Raw genomic sequence first — 19,757 nt, 5'->3', positions numbered from 1 at the left:
CTCCTTCTTCGATACAATTTCCGCATTTCCCGGCCCAGCCCTTGCAGTCAACCCTCTAGCGCTGTTTTTGCCTTGATTACCCATTGACTCAATAAAGGCGTCCACCTCCGACTGCGTGCGTGTGGGCCATGTTGGGCTCCTGAGGTTTTCATGAATCTGTTTCCCCATTTACTACCAGTAACTATTTAGGCTCTAGTGTTACGTCTTGTCGTCACTATTCAATACTGAATAGAGGCCGCCTTTAGAGTTTTTGATTTCCTCAGCCTCGGAGCCTCTTGGGTTTTCATTCATGCCTGCAGTTAAAGAACCAACCACGATCAGAATGCTGGCTCCTACCACTGCAACAGTCGCCTCGCCGAACCCGGCCGCGATTAGCAGTACCACCGAAATCAAAGGCGCACTGTAGGCCAGGGTTCCGAGCAGTTGGATGTTTCCGTGTTTTACCCCGTAATCCCAGGTAAAGAACGCGATGCCCACCGGGCCAAGCCCCAGCCCTATCACGCCTACCCACTGGCTCCCGTTACTTGGCCAGACTGTGGGCTCCCACATCAGGTGGCAAACCCACGCCAACACCGCAGTCACCCCGCAGAACCAGCCAACGGCATCTGTGGGCACGGATTTAACCAGCCGACTCAGCACCGAATAGGAAGACCACATCAGCGCGCAGGCACATGCGACCAGGTATCCGTCCAGGTTCTCCGCGCTGAAACCGCTGATGTTTCGGCCGATCAGCAACCAACACCCGACCAGGGCCATAACCGCGCCCGCAATGTGCTGTGGGCGCAGGGATTCGCCGGGTAACAGTGCAGAAAACAGCACTATGAACAGGGGCCAAAGATAGGCCAAAAGGCTCACTTCGACAGCCGGTGCCAGCGTCATCGCTTTAAAATAGGCAAAGTGATACCCGAATAGGCCAATCACGCCAATGCACCAGGCAAACGCCGACTGGCGTGCGAATCGGATTCCTGTGTGCCCTGCTCGCAACCAGCGCGCCAACATCAGGAGAAACGCGATGGTGAACGTCATTGCCATGAGCTGGAACTCCGGAATGTGGCCGCCAGTCAGTTTGGTCAGTAAAGCCAGCGTGCCCCACAGAAGTACCGATATTGAGCCAATCCAGGTGGCTGTTGCGGTTGTCATTGTTTCCTCTCCCAATCACGAATGAGTGAACTCAAAGAGAAGAAGCATAAGGGGCAGTACCCTGTGCCGACTTTCGGAATTCGGATGGGTTATTTCGAGAATCTGCGGAAATAACTGGGCGAGTTCCCAAAGTGCTGAGAAAAACGATCACTAAAGGCTGACAGCGAACTGTAGCCGACGGCATCGGCAATACTCTGGATGGACAGCTCACCCTGTTCGAGCAGTTGCCAGGATGACTGCATGCGGAGTTCCGTGAGGTAATGGTGAGGAGTGAGACCGACCTGCTCCCGGAACAGCTCGTTTAGCTGCCGCGGGCTAAGGTGTGAAATAGAGGCCAACTGGCTGACGGTGATTTTCCGGCCGTAGTTTTCATCAATAAACCGCTTGGCGGTTTCTACCCGCCGGTCCAGTCTCAGTTTGTCGCCAAAACGTTCCTGCAGTAACTGAATCAGCAACAACAGCATCTGGTGCTGGGTTCGAGAGGAATCCCCGCCCTGTTTCAACTGGGAATGCAAAAACGTAACGTACTGCTCGAGGCCAGCGTCCAAGTGCACAAAACAGGGCAATTTTTCCAACATCGGCGCCAGCGCCGCCGGGATATCCGCAACCACGAAGCGGTTGGCATCCGCAGCCGCAAAATCGTGATCGTGGCCGGCGGCGATGATCGCGGCTTTGCCACTGCTCACCTCCCCGGCTTTGCTGTCGACAGACAGCGATAGCGTCCCAACGAGCGGCAACACCAGTTGATGGTGATCATGGGCATGTTTCTGCCCATGGTCACTATAGCTCTTCAGCTTGAGGTTTGGTCTGGCGTTCGACATGTTATTCACGACCCACTCCCTAGAGCAGGCCATTATAACCAAAATACCGGTTACTCGAACCCTTCCAGCACTATCTTGCCCACGGCCGTACCGGACTCCAGCTCCGAATGCGCCGCACGCAGGTTGTCAGCGTTGATTACCCCGAGATTTTTGCCTGCGGTGGTACGAATGTGGCCCTGATCCACAAGACTCGCTACCGTCTCAAGAAGTTCGTGCTGCACCTGCATGTCATCAGCGTTGTGCATGGACCGGGCAAACATGAATTCGATGTGTAGGGACAGGCTTTTCGGTTTGATTTTCATCACGTCCAGAGACGCGGGGTCGTCAATCATGGCAATCCTGCCGAACGGCCTCAGCGCTGCCACATAATCATCGAAGTACTGGTCGGTGGCGTTCAGGCTGGCCACGTGAGTGATCGGGGCGATTTTGCCATCGGACACCAGTTGTTCGATTTGCGGCAGCAGTGGCTCGCGGTGATTCACGACGAAATCCGCACCTAGCGATTCGACCCATTGCCGGGACTCGGGCCGGGATGCGGTGGCCACCACGGTGGCACCGGTCAGCGTTTTTGCCAACTGAATCAGGATCGAGCCGACACCGCCGGCTGCACCAACCACCAGTATCACGTCGTCGGTTGGACTGATTTCCTCTGGGGGCTGCTGTTCAAGACCCAGGTGGTCGAAGAGCATTTCCCAGGCGGTTATAGTGGTCAGAGGCAGTGCTGCCGCCTCTGCGTCGTTCAGGCTGGCGGGTTTGCGGCCCACAATGCGCTCGTCCACGATCTGATACTCGGCATTGCTACCCTGCCGTGTAACATCGCCAGCGTAGTAAACCTGGTCGCCTGGCTCGAACAATGATGCGGCCTCTCCCGTTGCAACGACTTCCCCTACGGCATCCCAGCCCAGTACCTTGGTCTCACCAGGCTCCGCTGCAGCCCGTTGACGTACTTTGAAATCAACAGGATTGACGCCGATGGCTCTGACGCGAACCAAGAGGTCCCTTCCCTCGGCCGCCGGCTGAGGTAGTTCCACGTCTTGAAGGGATTTAGGGTCATCAATGGGTAAAGATTCAGTGTATCCAACCGCTTTCATGTTTCTCTCCAGTGTGAGTTGGTAGTGGCTAACAGTGTGATCCCTCTTTACACTAAGAAAAACAGCCTAATCCCATAAACATAATCAAATAATTTTTGAAAATGAACTTTGACGATCTGACCGTTGTGCTTAAAGTGGCCGAGTTCCGCAACATCACCGCGGCTGCCACCAGCCTGGATATGCGCGCTGCGACGGCGAGCGCCGCCGTAAAACGTGTGGAGCATGAGTTAGGGGTAGAGCTGTTTGTACGCTCTACCCGTCAGTTGCGGCTCTCGGCCGCCGGGGAGAAATACCTGCCCCAATGCCGGCAGGCGCTGACACTGATGGATGAGGCCAGACAGAATATTCGCTTTGGCACAGAAACAGTGGCGGGAGAAATTCGGCTATCGGTGTCATCCGATCTGGGTAGAAATCGCGTCGTGCCCTGGATCGACCAATTGATGACATCTCACCCTGGGCTGAGTTTGCGGGTACAGATCACCGACAGCAATGTGGACTTTTTTCGGGATTCGGTTGATATGGCCCTACGGTATGGCTCACCCAGTGACGCCAACCTGTACGGATTCAAAATCTGTGATGTCCCCCGACTGCTCTGCGCAACACCCGATTACCTGAACCAACAGGGTACCCCCATTCATCCACACGACCTCACGGGCCACAACGGGCTTTTCTATCAGTTGCAGGACATTCCCTACGACTTGTGGACCTTCAAACGGGATGGTGAGGAATACCGGGTGAAAATGAGAGGCAATCGGGCGTCCAACGACGGCGATCTCGTTCGGCGCTGGTGCATCGCCGGGCATGGTATGGCGGTCAAATCCTGCCTCGATATATCCGATGATCTGCTGTCCGGCCGGGTGATGAACGTCATGCCCGACTACACGCCACCGGTGTCAGAGCTGTGGCTGATCTGCCCGCCCCGGCAATCCATCACACCTGCCATGCGCCTGCTGAGGGACCACCTCAAACAGCAGTGTCAAAGCCTTATAAACGCCATGACTACACGCGGCATACTGCCTAGCCATGATTAGACCGCCTTCAGGTGCCGGCCACAGGGCGAATTGGTCATGATGTCGTGCCAGCGAGCCTGGAGCAGTCTTTCGATATGATTCCTGATCCAGATAATCCCCGGTTCTCTATCATGGCGTGCGTGCCAGATGAGGTAGAGGCTGGTTGGGTCCACATCGAAGGGTAGCTCCCCCATCCATAACCCATCGACGAACCCGCAGTCCTGGCTGATCAACTCAGGAACGGCCGCGATGAGATTGGACTCCCTTAACACTTGAGGAACGGACGCAAAATGGTTCATTGTTGCGGCGATACGCCTGCTCTGCCCTTTTTGATCAAGATAACTGTCAACAGAACCGTGGGCGTCGCCCGACATGGTAACCAACAGATGCCGGGCTTCCAGAAACTCTTCCATGGTGATTTGCCGGCCTGCCAGCGGGTGGTCTGCCCGCATTGCGAGAACAAATCCGCTATCAAGAAGCCAGGTACTCCGCAAACTGTAATCGTGCTGGTTAAGCACGCCAATCGCGAGATCAACGTGAGCTGATCTCAGGTCGTCATAGCTCCCTTCAGGTGTATAGGGAACGGCGTGTACGTCCACGCCCGGCGCCTCACGCTCAAGCAAGTCAATAAGCTGACGCCAGATCATCTCGACGATGACGTCGGTTACTGCAATGCGAAACGTCCGCCGGGCGGAGGCCGGGTCAAACTGCGTAGCGCTGACGGCGTTTGTCAGCGCGAACATAGGGTCACCCACCTGATCCCATAGACTGAGCGCATAGGAGGTGGGTTCGATGTTGCGCCCCTTTCGCACAAAGAGCGGATCATTCCAGATCTGGCGCATCCTGGAAATCGCATTTGATACCGCAGGCTGTGTCATGGCCAGGCGATCCGCCGCACGAGTCACTGAACGCTCCGTCATAATGGCATCGAAGATGTACAGCAACTGGAGCTCTTGAGTTTTCATAGTAAGTTCTCGGCGTAACTATAAGTGCCCTTTAACGAACGTTCTCAACTGGCTGAGGCTCCCTGCCCCGGCATGTTGGGCAATCACATCGCCATCCTGAAACAGGGCCAATGTTGGAATGCCACGGATACGCATTTTTGCAGTAATCTCCGGGCTATCATCCACGTTGACCTTGGCAACGGTCAGTTGCTCACTGAACTCATCGGCGATATCCTCAAGCAGCGGGGCTACCGTCTTGCAGGGGCCACACCAGGGTGCCCAGAAGTCAACCAGAACTGTCCGGTCGCTCTGAACAACCGCTTCTTCAAAATTCGCATCGGTTACATGAATAATGGTCGTCATAATATCTGCTCCTGAATGGAATTGCTCACTTTCAATACTGGGTCCTCCAAGCTGATAGCACTAATTTCAGTGCCATATAGATCCCATTTCTCACAATGATGGGTTGGCATAGAGCCCGTTAAAGGCGCTTACTGAATACCAGCCCACCCCACGCAAGCGTGCGGTTTCCGGTCCCGCTCTTAATTTCGGAGCTCTGGACCCGGAGCACGTAACTCAACTCGGTGCCAGCGACGAAACTGTGGGTATAGCCCGCCCAGATTTCCGCCAGGAGCATGTTAAGGTCGTTGGCACCCAGTTCGTGGTCGGAGTGCCTGAATTGGCCTTGAAGGAACGCATTGTAGGCCCGAGCTTTAACAGACACGCCGCCCCAGAAATAGTGCTCCCGGCCGCCAGGGGCCGCGACTCCCGGCGCTCGTTCGCCGTAGGCCATAAGCTCAGGGTTGAAACGATTGTCCGGGGAGGAAATGAGCCCATCCCGAAAAACAAGCGCGGCACCAAACTCAGTCAAATAACCCACCGACCCGAAATACGTGACTTTGAATTGCTGGTCCGGCCGGCTTTCATCCAGATACTGATGATAGGCAGCGGAGTATCGGAATGTTGGTTCCCCGCCATTGGAGACCTGATGGTCCCAGCCGTTGGCACGGTCACTTCCTACCACCTTGTGAACCGCATTCTGACCCGATTTAAAAACATCCAGGCCCAGCACTCCGACGGTCATCGAGGTGGTCCACCCGGAATCGTCACTCAGGGTCCTGTAACTATGGCTTGACGATAAATAAACGAGGCTGCTGTAGGGACGATCATCCCGATCGATATCCCTCGCCTTGATTTCCTCAGGGGTGAATCCGTAGATGCCAAATTCCAGGGCTGCACTTTCGGGCTCGTTAATATCTGCGCCAATACCCGACAACACGAACCTGTCCAGGTTTTGGCTGATTCCGGAAACCGGATTTTCCAGGAAGTCCTCCGAGTTTGAGGAATAGGTTATGGCCACACCTGCGGTGTAATCCCGATCGGTTTGGGTGGGTGCAAAAAGATCATTGTCCGTAGAAAGCGCAATGACAGAATCAGAGTTCTCAGCATGAGCCATCGGAGACAAAACCAGAACAGTGAGAAAAAGTACAAGCAGACGATGAGACATGGCCAACTCCGAAAGACGATAGGTCGGAAACAAGTTGGCTGCTATTTTTCAACTGAACGCCTTGCGCGACTAATCAGGGCTCAATATTGAAAACATCATGTATTTTGATGAATAGGTGTTTGTACTGCGATGTTTACATCATTGTCGGTGGGGCGCGTTCTATAAAATTATTTAAGTTAGTCGTTTAACATATTGTATTTAATTTATTTCCATGCATTTCGATAAAATCAGTCAAGATAGGAAACATCGAAGTAAGTCGCCGAAAAGCTCTATTTATCAGTTTTGGTGATGTGACTCATGTGGCCTCCTGATTATTCGTGACCTCTCTTCAAGCTCATACTCCACTCCATCTGATCTCGCGCCGATTGGCGAAACGGAGATCAGCCTTCGCTTATCAAAACTGGAGAACATGTTATGCGTACAACTGTACTGGTTGCCCTTACATCACTCTTGGCCGCTGCTGCGCTGCCTGCACACGCGACCCTGGCTGATCGGAAATCCGACGAGACTCATTTTGAAAACGCTCAACCGGCCCCGTACAGCGGCCAGCTCGTCATACGTGGTGAGATACAGGATCGTGACGCAGCAGGCCGTTCAGCAGAACCTGCCCCCTACAGCGGTCACATCGTTATCCGAGGTGAAGTGCGGCCTGAAAGCCACGGTTGAGCGATAAGTCTTTCTTTGCGTCTTGGCACCAGGGACGGTGCTTTTTTGTCAATCCGCTTCGGATGGCGTTACCGCCTCTCCCTCCAACCACGGTGGACGGTTACCAATCCGCTCCAACAGGAAATCAATAAAGACCCGTACCTTCGCCGTTAAAACATTAGACTTGGGATAAACTAGCCAGAGCGCCGGCTCTGCGTCCATCCGGAAGTCTGTAAGAACCTGTACCAATGTGCCCTCCGCAAGTTCACGATGAACACTCCATAGAGCATGCATGGCAATGCCAGCACCTGCCATGGTGGCGATCTTGTGACTCAGCCCATCATCAATGATCAGGCGGTTACCGGGCGCACGCGGGTTGAATTTACCCTGTTCACCATCTGGGCCAATCAGGTTGATGGTCGCCTGGGATTTAAACGCAATCAGTTGGTGGGAACAAAGGTCGCCTGGATGCTTCGGTGTGCCCCACTTCGCCAGGTAGTCCGGGGAAGCGCACAACAACCGTTTGTCGTCTGCCAGTTTACGAGCCTTCAAATTACTGTCTGGAAGCACCGAGTCCCGCAATGCCAGGTCAAAACTTCCCTGGATGAGATCAAGCTCCATATCCGACAGCCGCAAGTCCAGATTGATGCCCGGGTAAAGCTCCAGAAAATCCGGCACCAGCGGTAACACGTATTGCTGGGCAAACGTGCTGGAAGCAGTCAATCTCAATGTCCCAGCCACATGTTCATTGCCGAACCCCATCGCCGCCAGGGCTGCGTTCTCCTGTGCCAGTATTTCTCTGGCGAAGGGTAGAAATTCTGCGCCCTCAGTGGAAAGCGCTACTTTCCGGGTTGAGCGTCGCAAAAGGTCTGCCCCAACTGCATTCTCAAGTTTCGCGAGCCTGGCGCTGGCAACTGCTGGAGGCATTCCCAATTCCCGGCCCGCAGCGCTGATGTTGAGTTTTTCCGCCGCCAGAACGAACAGTTTAATGCCTTCGGTATTCACAGTTTTATATCCATTTAACGAATACTGAAAACCATTATTGGCCATTTATTGCGATTATGCGAACCATTAATCTTGTCGATAGAGTTTTGACCAACCCAAGCAATGAATTGGAGGTACACGATGAAAGCAATGGTTCTTAATCAGTACGGTGAACAGTCGGCATTCGAGTCGGCAGAGGTGGCCAAGCCTTCCGCACAACCGGGCCAGGTGATCGTGCGTGTTGCGGCAACGAGTATCAATACCGTCGATACGATGATTCGCCAGATGGGGAAGGATCTTCCGCTGTCACCTGACCTGCCTGCTGTTCTTGGCATGGACTTCGCGGGAACGATTGAAGCCGTAGGCGAAGGCGTGACCGATTTCGCTCCCGGTGATGAAGTGTATGGCTGTGCTGGCGGGCTGGCTGATCTGCAGGGCGCTCTCGCCGAGTTTATGCCTGCCGACGCACGGCTGATTGCCCATAAGCCCAAGAGCCTGTCTATGCGTGAAGCGGCGGCGTTGCCGTTGGTTGGCATCACTGCATTCGAGGGTCTTCAACGTGCGGGTGTCAAAGCCGGGCAGAACGTACTTGTGCATGGCGGTACCGGCGGCGTAGGCCATCTAGCGGTCCAACTTGCGAAGCATTTCGGCGCCAATGTTTACTCCACTGCCACGGGTGCTAAAGCATTCAGCATCATCGAAGGCTACGACGCCACGCCAATCGATTACATGACTGAATCCGTTGCCGACTATGTCGAAGCCCACACATCCGGTGCCGGGTTCGATGTGGTTTTCGATACAGTTGGTGGCGCCAATATGACCAACAGCTTTGAAGCGGCTGCCCTGAATGGCCATGTGACTACGACTGTCGCCATGGTTGAACTGGATCTGACCACCGCGCACTTCAAAGGGCTGTCGATTCATGTCGTGTTCATGTTGATTCCCATGCTGCACAACCATCATCGGGAAGCGCACGGCAACATTCTGGAGCAGTTGGCGCAGATCGTGGAACTGGGTGCCGTTAAACCCCTCCTCGATGAGCAGCGCTTCAACCTTTCTGAGGTCGGCCAGGCTCATGATCGCCTGACGAGTGGGCAGGCGGTTGGTAAGGTGGTTGTAGAGGTTTGATTCAACTGACCAGGGATGACGCTTTTCCTGAATGTCCAGCGTGACGAGGCACTCGTATGACCAAGAAAATTCTGATCACCGGCGCCACTGATGGAATCGGCCTGGAAACCGCAAAGCGTCTCTGTTCCGAAGGCCACACGTTGCTTTTACACGGGCGCAACGCGGAAAAACTGGAGGCGACAGAAAGAAAGTTGGCAGACAGTACAGGCGCTGGACTGATCTACACCTATAAGGCGGATCTGTCGCGTTTGGCGGAAGTGGATTCTCTGGCAAATGCCATCACCAGAGAACATGGCCAACTGGACGTCATCATCAACAACGCCGGTGTCATGCGTGTTCCTGAAACAATCACCCAGGACGGACTGGATGTTCGGTTCGCCGTGAATACGGTTGCGCCGTACCTACTGACAAAACACCTGTTACCAATCATGAGGCCCGGTTCACGGGTGGTAAATCTGTCGTCGGCCGCACAGGCTCCGGTGGAACTTGACGCCCTACGGGGAAAAAACCGGCTTCTGGACGACATGTCGGCCTATGCTCAGAGCAAGCTGGCGTTGACCATGTGGAACAATGCACTGGCAGCGTCACTCGGCAGTCGGGGGCCAGTGTTTGTAGCCGTAAACCCGGGCTCGCTGTTGGCGTCAAAGATGGTGAAAGAGGGGTTTGGCATTGCCGGAAAAAGCCTATCGATTGGCGCCGATGTTCTCGCCAGGGCCGCGCTTTCAGACGAATTTGCCAATGCGTCAGGCCACTATTTTGACAACGACAAAGGTCAATTCGGCCCGCCCCATTCCGACGCACTGAATGAAGAGAAGTGCGCTGCGGTTTTAGCGGTTATCGAAGAGCTGGTTGGCCGCGAAAAGTCATAAAATACTCCTGGGCTAATACCTGTAGTCGAAGCCGCAGGTAGCCTGAGCGGGTCATTGCCGATGATCTCGACATGACCCATGATCACGGTAATTTCTCTACTTTACGGTGTACCGGCTGTTCGTACGGATATAAAGGGTCGCTGCCCTATCGCTGTCGTTTGCTATTCGGTGCGTGAAGCGCCCTGTCGATTCGATATAGCTTCCAGCCTCAAGGTGCTTTTCAGTATCCAGACCCTTTGCCTGGTAGGTAACCTCGCCACCGATCACAACCGCGCGAAATTCGCTGGCATTCGTACTGATTTCTCCCTCAAAGCCGGACGCAATCTTGATCATTGAGCCGCCCAGATCGGCATCACTATCCCATACGAACGTGGCTTCCACGTTGTCCGCTTCAATATTGTGTAGCTCACTGTTATTGAGCCAGACAATATTGGTTTCATGCAGGTTGAGCGGGCGTTCGCCGTTATCAAATTTCTCGTCGGAAGGCTTAACCAGATAGGGACCGGAGTCTATCTCCAGGTAAATCAGATTGGTGTCGCCATTTGCCGCGGTTGTATGATCTTCGCCGGCTGGCTGTGTCCAGAAAGACCCGGGCGGCATCCACATTTTTTGTGCATCTGGGGCGTCGTTATGCATCAGCCCTTCGATGACAACGCCGCGATACGTAATGTTGTGAATATGGGGAGGAGACTCAAAACCCTGCTTGAACCGAACGAGCATTCCGGTGGCGTTGTCGGTCGTGCGATCTCCCCATAGGTCTGCCGCACCAGGGCTCAGTACGCCGCGAAGAGGATTAAGATACCCCCACTCAACGTCATCAGCCGGCACAACTTTCACGAGAGAACCGCTGTTTTCGGTGTCGGCATTCGCCACCGTCGCGGTACCGGCAACCATCAGTGCACAAAACAGCCTGCTGGAAAACATTTGATAGCTCCACTTTAAATATGATGAGAGCTACAAGCCTAGTCGCCGCGATATCGGATAAAAACGGGCAGTTTCCGATTTTAGTTTTCGTAAAAATGAAGTAATTCCCGGGGAACTTTCGTCATTAAGGGGAGCGTAACGTCGTTACAGGCTTTTCCAGCGTGCACTGAAGAAATCCAGAAACACTTGAATGCGCGCAGACAGTGTTGTGTTCCTGTAGTACACGGCGTTGACCAACTCCCTTGGATTGGGGCGCACCAGTTGATCCCCCATCAGTTCCACCAAGTCGCCTCGTTCAAGGTCCTTGTCGATCATGAACCGTGAAAGATACGCCAGACCGTTTCCGCCGAGGCAGAGTTGGCGTACAGCTTCTCCACTACTGGCTCGTACCGTCGGCCTGATTCGTAGCCCTTCGCCAAAATGCCATACATTCAAAGCTTCCGGTGTGGTGAAGCCGATGGTGTCGTGGCCAGCGAGTGATTCCGGCGAGTCGCAGCCACCACGCCGCTTCAGGTACTCCGGCGAAGCCACCACTGACAGCGTAGACCGACCCAATGCCTTGGCATGGAGCGTCGAGTCTTCCAGGCTTCCGATTCGGATAGCCACATCAATCCGGCGCTCCAGCAGGTCGACAATCTGATCACTTGCCGTCAATTCAAGTTCAATGTGCGGATATGCGGCTCGAAACTCCCGGACATGAGGCACGATCTGATGCAACAGGAATGGGTTAGCGGCGTCCACCCGTAGGCGGCCCGCCGGCCTTTGTTTACGTATGGCCAATTGCTCTTCGGCCTCTTCCAGCGAAGCCAGGCCATCTCTTACCTTCGCTACAAACAGCCGCCCTTCCTCGGTCAGCCCCACTTTGCGGGTGGTTCGGTTCAGCAGCGTTGTATTCAAGCTCTGTTCGAGGCGGGAGACCGCTCGCGACACCCGGGTCACAGATACGTCAAGTTGTTCTGCCGCGCTACTGAAGCTTCCGCTGTCCACCACTGACAGCAGGAAGTGAAGGTCGTCCGATCGGCTTTTCATTTCATTTTCCGCAAAAGTATTTTTTAAAAACCACTGTTTATCGCAAAAGTATGCGGCCGCAAACTAGGCATCGTCAATTCATTCCCGCTCACTGCTAAGGAGCCGCTATGCCCATTGCACTTTTCGCACTCACTTTGAGTGCCTTTGCGATTGGGACCACCGAGTTTGTCATTGTCGGACTGGTTCCCACTATTGCCCAGGATCTGGGCGTTACCCTCCCGTCTGCTGGCCTTCTGGTCAGTTTGTACGCGCTCGGTGTTGCTATAGGTGCACCGGTACTCACTGCCCTGACCGGCCGTTGGAATCGTAAGTTGGTGTTGCTTTCGCTGATGGGGCTGTTCATCATCGGTAACATCCTGGCCTGGATGGCGCCGAATTACAGCTCACTGATTACTGCCCGAATTCTCACCGGCCTTGCACACGGTGTGTTCTTCTCAATCGGTTCAACCATTGCCACCAGCCTGGTACCGAAAGAAAAAGAGGCCAGCGCAATTGCCATCATGTTCACCGGGCTTACCGTTGCCTTGGTAACGGGCGTTCCCCTGGGAACCTTTATCGGACAGACGTTCGGGTGGCGAGCCACCTTTCTGACCGTCGCCGTACTGGGGGCCATAGCGTTGATCGGCAGTGCTTTTTTGGTACCCAGGAACCTGAAGCAGTCAAAGCCGGCAACCCTGCGTCAGCAGCTTGAGGTCATCACTCACCCGAGACTGCTGCTGGTGTACGCGATGACCGCCGTTGGGTATGGCGGTACGTTCACGGCCTTCACCTACCTGACCCCGATCCTCGAAGACGTCACCGGTTTTGCCTCCGGCATGGTCAGCCTTCTGCTGCTCGTCTACGGTGTGTCTGTGGCCGCTGGGAATATCTGGGGTGGAAAGCTGGCCGATCGTTTTGGGCCAACCTCAGCGCTGTACATCGTTTTTGGCGGCCTCGCGGCCATCCTGTTCGTTCTGACCTTCAGCGCTTACAACCCGGTTGCAGCCGTGATCACCCTTCTGGTTTGGGGTGCATTTGCCTTCGGCAATGTGCCAGGCTTGCAGGTGTATGTGGTCCAACTGGCTGAACGTTACACTCCGCATTCCGTGGATGTTGCTTCCGGCCTGAACATCGCGGCCTTCAACATTGGGATTGCCGTCGGCGCCTGGCTCGGAGGCCATGTGGTGGCCGACATGGGGTTGATGAACACGCCCTGGATTGGCGGCGTGATTGTTCTCAGTGCGCTGCTTCTGACCCGCATTTCCGCCACCTTGGATAACCACGAAACGGCTACCGCCTGATCTCTCAAAGGCCTCTCGAAAGGGAGGTCATTGACGTGTGTCATGACGGTTTTTAATCAGTCGTTATCCGGTAACCTGAAATCGACTTCCTCGAGTGAGTCTGCCAGGAAGTCCAAAAATGCTCTTACCGCAGGAAGCAGCCCTCGGCGCGACGGGAAAACAGCATGGAAAATCCCTCCGCGTGGTCGCCAGTCCGGTAAAATACTGACGAGATTGCCGTCAATCAGGTCCTGCCCACCGACGATGAGCGGCATTTTTACCACACCTAAACCACCCACAGCAGCTTTGAGCAACGTAAAGACATCATCGGTGACCAGGCGTGGCTGGTGATGGATTTTAACGGCCGCACCAGCGGGCCCATCCAGGCACCAGACATGCTGTCCATCCCATTGCTCAAAATCGATACTGGGAAGTTTTGATAAATCATCGGGAGTTATTGGTTTCGGATACTGCGCAACCACCTCTGGCGCGGCCATCAAGCACTGAGGGCTTTTAGACAGCACTTTCATCGTTAAGTCACTGTCTTCGAGCGGCGGGTATCTCACTCGCAAGGCAACATCGAACCCCTCCCTGACAACGTCGATCCGTCGGCTCGTAGCCTCCATTTCGATTTTTACTTTCGGGTACTGCTGCATAAACCGGATAATCAACGGGGCCACCAGAAAGTAGATGATTCCCGGCGGGCAGCTCACCCGTATCGAACCCACTGGCTCGGAGCGGGAATGATCGATGACTTCCTGTGCCGCATCGGCCTCCACCAGCATTGCCACGCAGTGGCGATAATACTCTTTCCCCAACTCCGTAACAGTGAAGACACGCGGTGAGCGATTAATCAGTCGGGTATCAAGCCGACTCTCGAGCTCTGCCACGCGCCGGCTCAACTTGGATTTGGGTAACCCAAGTGCCCTGCCCGCTGGCGCAAATCCGCCGTGATCTACCACCTTCACGAAGTAAAAAAGATCGTTCAGATCCTGCATATACGATCGTCCTATATATAGAACTCTGAGTATAAGAATTAGTGCCTACTCAGGCCACCCTGGCTGAACTATCGTTAAATTTATTCCCTTTTCCAGTGCCAAAGGAGAGGGGGCCAACGACGACGGTGCACTGCGCCGTCTAAGCCCAGAAAGGAGAACGTCATGAGCAAACCCTATGTTCGACTCGATAAAAACGATGCTGCGGTACTGATGGTAGATCATCAGACTGGCCTGCTCTCCTTGGTCCGCGATATTGACCCGGACAAATTCAAGAACAACGTATTGGCGATGGGTGACCTGGCTCAATACTTTGGGCTTCCGACCATTCTGACAACCAGTTTTGAGACTGGCCCTAACGGCCCATTGGTTCCGGAGCTGAAAGAACAGTTTCCCTCTGCCCCTTACATCGCCCGCCCAGGGCAGATTAACGCTTGGGACAATGAAGATTTTGTTAAGGCCGTTAAGGATACGGGAAAGAAACAACTGATCATCGCCGGCGTCGTGACAGAAGTGTGTGTTGCTTTTCCGGCGCTCTCTGCGCTGGCCGAAGGCTACGACGTATTCGTGGTGACGGACGCCTCCGGCACGTTCAACGAGCTGACCCGGCATTCGGCCTGGGACCGGATGTCGCAGGCCGGTGCCCAATTGATGACTTGGTTTGGGCTGGCGTGTGAGCTGCACCGTGACTGGCGCAACGATATTGAAGGCCTGGGAGCCCTGTTCTCAAACCACATTCCTGACTACCGAAACTTGATTACCAGTTACAACACTCTGCCTGAGAAGCAGTAGCGTAATGACGGGGTATTCGTGTCCTTCCAGCGAATACCTCCCCCAACCCATAGTATCTTTATACAGGGAATATCATCATGACTTCTCCCGAAAATTTTAATGGTCAGCGCCCGGTTATTGATCCAGACGACGCCGTATTGCTTCTGATTGATCACCAAAGCGGTCTGTTTCAGACCATCGGTGACATGCCCATGACCGAACTTCGAGCTCGTGCCACTGCACTGGCTAAAATTGCCACACTATCCAAGCTTCCCGTGATCACCACGGCATCTGTCCCCCAGGGCCCTAACGGCCCACTGATACCGGAGATTCACGAAAACGCGCCCCATGCGCAATACGTGGCACGCAAAGGTGAAATCAATGCCTGGGATAACCCGGATTTCGTTGCGGCGGTAGAAGCAACCGGTCGCAAAACGCTAATCATTGCAGGGACAATCACTAGCGTGTGCATGGCCTTCCCTGCTATTAGCGCCGTAGCTGACGGCTATAAGGTATTCACGGTCGTCGATGCATCCGGCACCTACAGCAAAATGGCTCAAGAGATCACGATGGCTCGAGTTGTCCAGGCCGGTGTGGTTCCGATGGACACCGCTGCGGTCGCCTCAGAGCTGCAAAAAACCTGGCATCGTGATGATGCGCAGGCATGGGCGGAAGCCTATACCTATATCTTCCCTGCCTACCAATTGCTCATCGAAAGCTACGCCAGAGCGCAAGAGGTAGTCCAGAACAATGAGGCGCTGGACTCAAACCGATAATGATTGACTGATTCAGTCAAACGGCGCCGTCCGGTCAGGTTGTGTCGGGCGGCAAGCGTTCTAGGAATAGAACACTGAGTGCGAATATTGCTATCTATTCAGGGCCCGTACGCTGTTTTATCGTCACATTGATGCAGTAAAAACGTTGGGTCGATGGACCCGTTAGGAGGTCAAAGTGAAAAAGATTCTGACAACGTATGGTCCCCCTCGCGGTCATTGGGTGGGTGATGGCTTTCCGGTTCGTTCGCTCTTCTCCTACGATCGCATGGGCGCATCGAATATCTCGCCGTTTCTGCTACTGGATTACGCCGGGCCATCGGAATTTCCTCCGGCTCAACGTCCCCGGGGGGTTGGTCAACATCCACACCGAGGCTTTGAAACCGTGACAGTGGTCTACAGCGGTGAGCTGGAACACCGGGATACCTCGGGTGCAGGTGGGCTCATTGGCGAGGGAGACGTCCAATGGATGACCGCTGGCGCGGGAATCGTGCACGAGGAGTTCCATTCACAGCAATTCACTGAACAAGGTGGTTTGCTGAAAATGGTGCAGCTCTGGGTCAACTTACCAGCATCGGCAAAGGACACGCCGGCGGCTTACCAGACGTTGCTCAATAAGGATATCCCTTTTGTGTCCCTGGAAGATGATGGTGGAACGCTCCGAGTCATCGCCGGTGAGTATCTTGAGCATAAAGGACCTGCCAGAACGTTTACGCCAATCAATGTGTGGGATCTTAAGCTGGAGCCTGGTGCCCGTGTGAATTTGCCGGTGCCCAAAGGCCACACCACCTTGGTGGCAGTGCTGAACGGTTCAGTTCAGATCAATGACACTGATGTGTTGCGTGAGGCAGAGCTTGCTAACCTGGACAGAGAAGGTCAAGAGATTGTGCTGGAGTCCAATAATGACGCTCGGCTGCTTGTGTTGAGTGGAGAACCCATTGATGAGCCGGTCGCGGGCTATGGACCCTTTGTGATGAATACAGAGGGAGAAATTAAAAAGGCCATGCTCGACTTTCAATCAGGAAAATTCGGCGCTCTCTAGGGAGGGTATAGAGCATGAACTGCTTTTGAGGGGCTGACAGGACGTCGCCCCCAATCATTCAAAGATTGGGAAGCACGCTATGAACGAACGAGAGGCAGACGCCGCCCCAAGCATCCACTATGACTCTGGTCGATCCATCATAATCCGGCACACCGTGAAACCCGGACACCGTGACCACTATGAAACCTGGCTCAGGCAGATTATTGCCGCCGCAGCCCAGTTTTCCGGGCACCAAGGCGTTCATGTGGTACGACCGCCCGAAGGGCATGACACCTTTGAAATCGCGGTGCGCTTTTCTCAACCCGAAGAAGCCGATACTTGGCTGAACTCCGATGTTCGGCGGGAATTGGTATCCGACATCGTTCCGGCGCTGGCCTCTGAAGAACAGGTGGAGATTCAGACTGGCATCGATTATTGGTTTACGCCATCCACGTCGAAAGCCAAACAGCCTACTCGCTGGAAACAATGGCTCATTACAACAGCGGTTATTTGGCCACTCACGTTGATCGTACCAATGGTCTTTCAGCCCATATTCAATCAACTTCCAGTGCTTGCGTTATGGGGTGTGCGTCATGGTTTGGTCGCAGCCACTGTCGTCGCACTAGTGGTCTATTTGATCATGCCCCGAGTGGTTCGACTCGTTGCAAACTGGCTGTTTCGTTAGTCGACAGCGCTAGGGGCAGAGGTACAGATCGATGTTTTATGGCAGTTTTGCCGTACGACCGGCGGGAAGATATGGTAAAGACCTGCGGCCTTTCGCACTTGTTTGGACACTAGGGAACACAACACTGAGGGAAATTGCTATGACGCTGAAACTTCAAACAATCATCTGCAGCACGCGCCCTGGAAGGGTTGGCCCATCGATCGCTAAATGGTTCAACGAATTCGCCAATGCCGACGGACGATTTGAGTCGGAGCTTGTCGACTTGGCAGATTTTGAACTACCGGTCTACAACGAACCAAACCATCCGCGTTTACAGAAATACGAGCATGATCATACCAAGGCGTGGTCAAAAAGCGTCGATGCAGCTGATGCGTACGTTTACGTTATCCCCGAGTATAACTATTGCCCTCCCCCCTCCTTCACAAACGCGCTGGATTACGTGTACACCGAGTGGAACTACAAGCCGTGCGGGTTTGTGAGCTACGGTGGCGTATCCGGTGGTCTGCGCTCGGCGCAACTCGCGAAACAGCTGGTAACGACATTGAAAATGATGCCAATGATGGAGGGCGTGATGGTTCAGATGCCCTGGAACCTCCTCGATGAGAATAAGGTGTTCCAGGCGAGCGAGCATCACGAAGGTTCCGGGAAAGCGATGCTCGAGGAGTTGGAGAAATGGGCCAGTGCCTTGCAATCGATCCGTAAGGGATGAGAGAAGACGCTGAATCTGCACCTGCACCTCCATGAGCCTATCACGGCATTCCGATTGCGGACGCTAATCAATAGGTGTGTGTTGGTGCTGAGGGCGGCCCAGGTTATCCAAGCGCCCGCTTAACCCAGTCCATACGGTCCTGGCCGAAGAACATTTCGTCGTTGACGAAGAAGGTGGGGGCTCCGAACACGCCCCTCTTGGCAGCGGCATCCGTCGCCTCGATCAACGCTGTTTTTATCTGCGGCTGAGCCATTGCGTCCGCTACCTGTTCCGGATCAAAACCAGCGTTGGTTAGGATCGCCCTCAATGCCTCCGGGGATGAAAGGTCCTCCCCCTGGGCCCATGCGGCTGAAAACATTGCCTGGTTGTAGGATTCGATCTGTCCGTTCGATAGCGCCCAGAGCGCGCCTCTCATTGCATTGACGGTGCTGAAAATAAAGTGAGGATTTAACTGGAACGGAATGCCATAGTGATCGGCATGGCGTTGAAAGTCGGTTTTGATCCATTCCCATTTGGCTGGGACGGTCACCGGAGACGTATTGCCTGTGGCCTTGAGGATGCCCCCGAGAAGAATCGGCTTGTAATTGATATTGGCGCCCGTCCCCTCAGTGAGTTCCTTCAACCGCATCCATGCGAAATAGGACGCGGGGCTTATGAAATCATAGTAAAAGTCGATATTCGTACTCATCATCGTTACCTCTAGTTGGAAAGGGTTTACCAAGGCTCAGAAAATGGCCGCGCATCCTGCTCGAATGTCCAGGCTGACCGGGGCTGTGTATGGAGATGCCAGTAAATGTCGGCAAGATCATCGGGCTCGATGATGCCACCCTCCCCCTTACTGGCATAAAGATCAGGCAGAAACTCAGCGGTCGCCTCGTTTCGGATCAGTCCATCAACAATAACGTGACCTACGTGGATTCCTTTTGGTCCAAGCTCCCGCGCCATGCTTTGAGCCAGGGCCCGTAACGCGTGCTTGCCACCCGCAAAGGCTGAAAAACCGGCCCCACCTCTCAGGCTTGCCGATGCACCGGTGAACAGGATGGTACCCTCGTTACGGGTCAGCATCTTCGCCGCCACCTCCCGGCCCACCAGAAAGCCCGCCAGCGCACACATCTCCCAGACTTTCTGGTACACCCGGGCGGTTGTTTCGCAGAGATCGAATCGAACGTTTCCACCCACGTTGAAGATAGCAACCCGTATAGGGCCCAGCTCTGATTCCACCCGATTGATCAGCTCCGTTACTTGCGTCTCATCACGGGCGTCGGAATGAATTGCCGTTGCCGTGGACCCTATGTCGCTGATTTCACGACCGAGCTTTTCCAGATCTCCCCGGCGACGGGTTACCACGAGATGGAATCCTTCCCTGGCAAATCGGCGTGCGATCGCCGACCCTAAATGATCACCAGCCCCAACCACCAGCGCGATGGGTTTGTCGGTCGTGCCCATGTTCCT

At 54.4% G+C, this 19,757-nt stretch carries 22 protein-coding genes; 10 read left to right on the top strand and 12 right to left on the bottom strand.

What is annotated here, in order from left to right; translation table 11 throughout:
- Positions 1–198: 198 nt before the first annotated feature.
- The 3 genes from AAGD24_RS10510 to AAGD24_RS10500 form a co-directional block, all read right to left on the bottom strand.
- Entirely contained in the window at positions 199–1,140 is a 942-nt protein-coding gene (locus AAGD24_RS10510) for a DMT family transporter (RefSeq protein ID WP_379865008.1), read from the bottom strand.
- An 89-nt stretch (positions 1,141–1,229) separates the two neighbouring features.
- Complete coding sequence (locus tag AAGD24_RS10505) at positions 1,230–1,961, bottom strand: AraC family transcriptional regulator (protein WP_151983115.1); 732 nt, start codon at positions 1,959–1,961, stop codon at positions 1,230–1,232.
- A gap of 50 nt (positions 1,962–2,011) precedes the next feature.
- The gene (locus AAGD24_RS10500) at positions 2,012–3,052 is read right to left on the bottom strand and encodes a zinc-binding alcohol dehydrogenase family protein (protein WP_228209662.1); all 1,041 of its coding nucleotides are present in this window, start codon (positions 3,050–3,052) and stop codon (positions 2,012–2,014) included.
- A gap of 101 nt (positions 3,053–3,153) precedes the next feature.
- Here AAGD24_RS10500 and AAGD24_RS10495 point away from each other — a divergent pair, with 101 nt between their 5' ends.
- The gene (locus AAGD24_RS10495) at positions 3,154–4,083 is read left to right on the top strand and encodes a LysR family transcriptional regulator (protein WP_379867333.1); all 930 of its coding nucleotides are present in this window, start codon (positions 3,154–3,156) and stop codon (positions 4,081–4,083) included.
- On the opposite strand, the gene AAGD24_RS10490 is transcribed toward AAGD24_RS10495, so the two are convergent.
- The 3 genes from AAGD24_RS10490 to AAGD24_RS10480 form a co-directional block, all read right to left on the bottom strand.
- Entirely contained in the window at positions 4,080–5,027 is a 948-nt protein-coding gene (locus tag AAGD24_RS10490; RefSeq protein WP_007152207.1) for a LysR family transcriptional regulator, read from the bottom strand. The genes AAGD24_RS10495 and AAGD24_RS10490 overlap by 4 nt on opposite strands.
- An 18-nt stretch (positions 5,028–5,045) precedes the next feature.
- Positions 5,046–5,369 (bottom strand): thioredoxin, encoded by a 324-nt coding sequence (trxA, locus tag AAGD24_RS10485; RefSeq protein WP_007152208.1) that lies wholly within the window; start codon positions 5,367–5,369, stop codon positions 5,046–5,048.
- A 118-nt stretch (positions 5,370–5,487) separates the two neighbouring features.
- Entirely contained in the window at positions 5,488–6,513 is a 1,026-nt protein-coding gene (locus tag AAGD24_RS10480; RefSeq protein ID WP_007152209.1) for a lipid A deacylase LpxR family protein, read from the bottom strand.
- A gap of 414 nt (positions 6,514–6,927) precedes the next feature.
- On the opposite strand from AAGD24_RS10480, the gene AAGD24_RS10475 reads away from it, so the two are divergent.
- Complete coding sequence (locus AAGD24_RS10475) at positions 6,928–7,179, top strand: hypothetical protein (RefSeq protein ID WP_036207210.1); 252 nt, start codon at positions 6,928–6,930, stop codon at positions 7,177–7,179.
- Positions 7,180–7,227: 48 nt separating this feature from the next.
- On the opposite strand, the gene AAGD24_RS10470 is transcribed toward AAGD24_RS10475, so the two are convergent.
- The gene (locus AAGD24_RS10470; protein WP_379865005.1) at positions 7,228–8,163 is read right to left on the bottom strand and encodes a LysR family transcriptional regulator; all 936 of its coding nucleotides are present in this window, start codon (positions 8,161–8,163) and stop codon (positions 7,228–7,230) included.
- Positions 8,164–8,283: 120 nt separating this feature from the next.
- On the opposite strand from AAGD24_RS10470, the gene AAGD24_RS10465 reads away from it, so the two are divergent.
- Positions 8,284–9,270, top strand: a complete 987-nt coding sequence (locus tag AAGD24_RS10465; RefSeq protein ID WP_379865004.1) for a zinc-dependent alcohol dehydrogenase family protein — start codon at positions 8,284–8,286, stop codon at positions 9,268–9,270.
- A 56-nt stretch (positions 9,271–9,326) separates the two neighbouring features.
- Complete coding sequence (locus tag AAGD24_RS10460) at positions 9,327–10,139, top strand: SDR family NAD(P)-dependent oxidoreductase (RefSeq protein WP_379865002.1); 813 nt, start codon at positions 9,327–9,329, stop codon at positions 10,137–10,139.
- A gap of 96 nt (positions 10,140–10,235) precedes the next feature.
- On the opposite strand, the gene AAGD24_RS10455 is transcribed toward AAGD24_RS10460, so the two are convergent.
- Positions 10,236–11,063: a DUF4437 domain-containing protein gene (locus AAGD24_RS10455; protein WP_379865000.1), complete on the bottom strand. Its 828-nt coding sequence runs from the start codon at positions 11,061–11,063 to the stop codon at positions 10,236–10,238.
- Positions 11,064–11,207: 144 nt separating this feature from the next.
- Complete coding sequence (locus tag AAGD24_RS10450; RefSeq protein ID WP_379864999.1) at positions 11,208–12,092, bottom strand: LysR substrate-binding domain-containing protein; 885 nt, start codon at positions 12,090–12,092, stop codon at positions 11,208–11,210.
- 107 nt (positions 12,093–12,199) lie between these two features.
- Here AAGD24_RS10450 and AAGD24_RS10445 point away from each other — a divergent pair, with 107 nt between their 5' ends.
- Complete coding sequence (locus AAGD24_RS10445) at positions 12,200–13,372, top strand: MFS transporter (RefSeq protein ID WP_379864997.1); 1,173 nt, start codon at positions 12,200–12,202, stop codon at positions 13,370–13,372.
- A gap of 56 nt (positions 13,373–13,428) precedes the next feature.
- Here AAGD24_RS10445 and AAGD24_RS10440 read toward each other — a convergent pair whose 3' ends face one another.
- Positions 13,429–14,349, bottom strand: coding sequence for a LysR substrate-binding domain-containing protein (locus AAGD24_RS10440; RefSeq protein ID WP_085680689.1), 921 nt, complete (start codon positions 14,347–14,349; stop codon positions 13,429–13,431).
- A gap of 162 nt (positions 14,350–14,511) precedes the next feature.
- Between AAGD24_RS10440 and ycaC the strand changes: the two genes are divergently transcribed.
- The 5 genes from ycaC (at position 14,512) to AAGD24_RS10415 (ending at position 18,305) form a co-directional block, all read left to right on the top strand.
- Positions 14,512–15,138 carry an isochorismate family cysteine hydrolase YcaC gene (gene ycaC / locus AAGD24_RS10435; protein ID WP_041334861.1) on the top strand — a complete coding sequence of 209 codons (627 nt, stop codon included), beginning with the start codon at positions 14,512–14,514 and terminating at the stop codon, positions 15,136–15,138.
- Positions 15,139–15,215: 77 nt separating this feature from the next.
- Positions 15,216–15,893, top strand: a complete 678-nt coding sequence (locus tag AAGD24_RS10430; protein ID WP_379864995.1) for a hydrolase — start codon at positions 15,216–15,218, stop codon at positions 15,891–15,893.
- 175 nt (positions 15,894–16,068) lie between these two features.
- Positions 16,069–16,932 (top strand): pirin family protein, encoded by an 864-nt coding sequence (locus AAGD24_RS10425; protein ID WP_379864993.1) that lies wholly within the window; start codon positions 16,069–16,071, stop codon positions 16,930–16,932.
- A gap of 79 nt (positions 16,933–17,011) precedes the next feature.
- A complete protein-coding gene (locus AAGD24_RS10420) occupies positions 17,012–17,596 on the top strand; it encodes an antibiotic biosynthesis monooxygenase (RefSeq protein ID WP_379864991.1) in 585 nt (194 codons plus the stop codon).
- Between the two features lie 139 nt (positions 17,597–17,735).
- The gene (locus tag AAGD24_RS10415; protein WP_036207193.1) at positions 17,736–18,305 is read left to right on the top strand and encodes an NADPH-dependent FMN reductase; all 570 of its coding nucleotides are present in this window, start codon (positions 17,736–17,738) and stop codon (positions 18,303–18,305) included.
- 103 nt (positions 18,306–18,408) lie between these two features.
- On the opposite strand, the gene AAGD24_RS10410 is transcribed toward AAGD24_RS10415, so the two are convergent.
- Positions 18,409–18,993: a 2-hydroxychromene-2-carboxylate isomerase gene (locus AAGD24_RS10410; protein WP_085680697.1), complete on the bottom strand. Its 585-nt coding sequence runs from the start codon at positions 18,991–18,993 to the stop codon at positions 18,409–18,411.
- Between the two features lie 26 nt (positions 18,994–19,019).
- Positions 19,020–19,751: an SDR family NAD(P)-dependent oxidoreductase gene (locus tag AAGD24_RS10405; RefSeq protein WP_085680699.1), complete on the bottom strand. Its 732-nt coding sequence runs from the start codon at positions 19,749–19,751 to the stop codon at positions 19,020–19,022.
- Positions 19,752–19,757 lie beyond the last annotated feature (6 nt).

The sequence above is a fragment of the Marinobacter sp. M5B genome, assembly GCF_042604615.1.
GTDB lineage: Bacteria > Pseudomonadota > Gammaproteobacteria > Pseudomonadales > Oleiphilaceae > Marinobacter > Marinobacter salarius.
Note: the sequence above shows the minus strand (reverse complement) of the source record. Positions and strands in the feature narration are given on the sequence as shown.

Bases quoted from the DNA above. Each gene is read 5' to 3' on its own strand.
- AAGD24_RS10510 (WP_379865008.1), bottom strand. From the start codon at position 1,140: ATGACAACCGCAACAGCCACCTGGATTGGCTCAATATCGGTACTTCTG.
- AAGD24_RS10505 (WP_151983115.1), bottom strand. From the start codon at position 1,961: ATGTCGAACGCCAGACCAAACCTCAAGCTGAAGAGCTATAGTGACCAT.
- AAGD24_RS10500 (WP_228209662.1), bottom strand. From the start codon at position 3,052: ATGAAAGCGGTTGGATACACTGAATCTTTACCCATTGATGACCCTAAA.
- AAGD24_RS10495 (WP_379867333.1), top strand. From the start codon at position 3,154: ATGAACTTTGACGATCTGACCGTTGTGCTTAAAGTGGCCGAGTTCCGC.
- AAGD24_RS10490 (WP_007152207.1), bottom strand. From the start codon at position 5,027: ATGAAAACTCAAGAGCTCCAGTTGCTGTACATCTTCGATGCCATTATG.
- trxA (WP_007152208.1), bottom strand. From the start codon at position 5,369: ATGACGACCATTATTCATGTAACCGATGCGAATTTTGAAGAAGCGGTT.
- AAGD24_RS10480 (WP_007152209.1), bottom strand. From the start codon at position 6,513: ATGTCTCATCGTCTGCTTGTACTTTTTCTCACTGTTCTGGTTTTGTCT.
- AAGD24_RS10475 (WP_036207210.1), top strand. From the start codon at position 6,928: ATGCGTACAACTGTACTGGTTGCCCTTACATCACTCTTGGCCGCTGCT.
- AAGD24_RS10465 (WP_379865004.1), top strand. From the start codon at position 8,284: ATGAAAGCAATGGTTCTTAATCAGTACGGTGAACAGTCGGCATTCGAG.
- AAGD24_RS10460 (WP_379865002.1), top strand. From the start codon at position 9,327: ATGACCAAGAAAATTCTGATCACCGGCGCCACTGATGGAATCGGCCTG.
- AAGD24_RS10455 (WP_379865000.1), bottom strand. From the start codon at position 11,063: ATGTTTTCCAGCAGGCTGTTTTGTGCACTGATGGTTGCCGGTACCGCG.
- AAGD24_RS10450 (WP_379864999.1), bottom strand. From the start codon at position 12,092: ATGAAAAGCCGATCGGACGACCTTCACTTCCTGCTGTCAGTGGTGGAC.
- AAGD24_RS10445 (WP_379864997.1), top strand. From the start codon at position 12,200: ATGCCCATTGCACTTTTCGCACTCACTTTGAGTGCCTTTGCGATTGGG.
- AAGD24_RS10440 (WP_085680689.1), bottom strand. From the start codon at position 14,349: ATGCAGGATCTGAACGATCTTTTTTACTTCGTGAAGGTGGTAGATCAC.
- ycaC (WP_041334861.1), top strand. From the start codon at position 14,512: ATGAGCAAACCCTATGTTCGACTCGATAAAAACGATGCTGCGGTACTG.
- AAGD24_RS10430 (WP_379864995.1), top strand. From the start codon at position 15,216: ATGACTTCTCCCGAAAATTTTAATGGTCAGCGCCCGGTTATTGATCCA.
- AAGD24_RS10420 (WP_379864991.1), top strand. From the start codon at position 17,012: ATGAACGAACGAGAGGCAGACGCCGCCCCAAGCATCCACTATGACTCT.
- AAGD24_RS10415 (WP_036207193.1), top strand. From the start codon at position 17,736: ATGACGCTGAAACTTCAAACAATCATCTGCAGCACGCGCCCTGGAAGG.
- AAGD24_RS10410 (WP_085680697.1), bottom strand. From the start codon at position 18,993: ATGAGTACGAATATCGACTTTTACTATGATTTCATAAGCCCCGCGTCC.
- AAGD24_RS10405 (WP_085680699.1), bottom strand. From the start codon at position 19,751: ATGGGCACGACCGACAAACCCATCGCGCTGGTGGTTGGGGCTGGTGAT.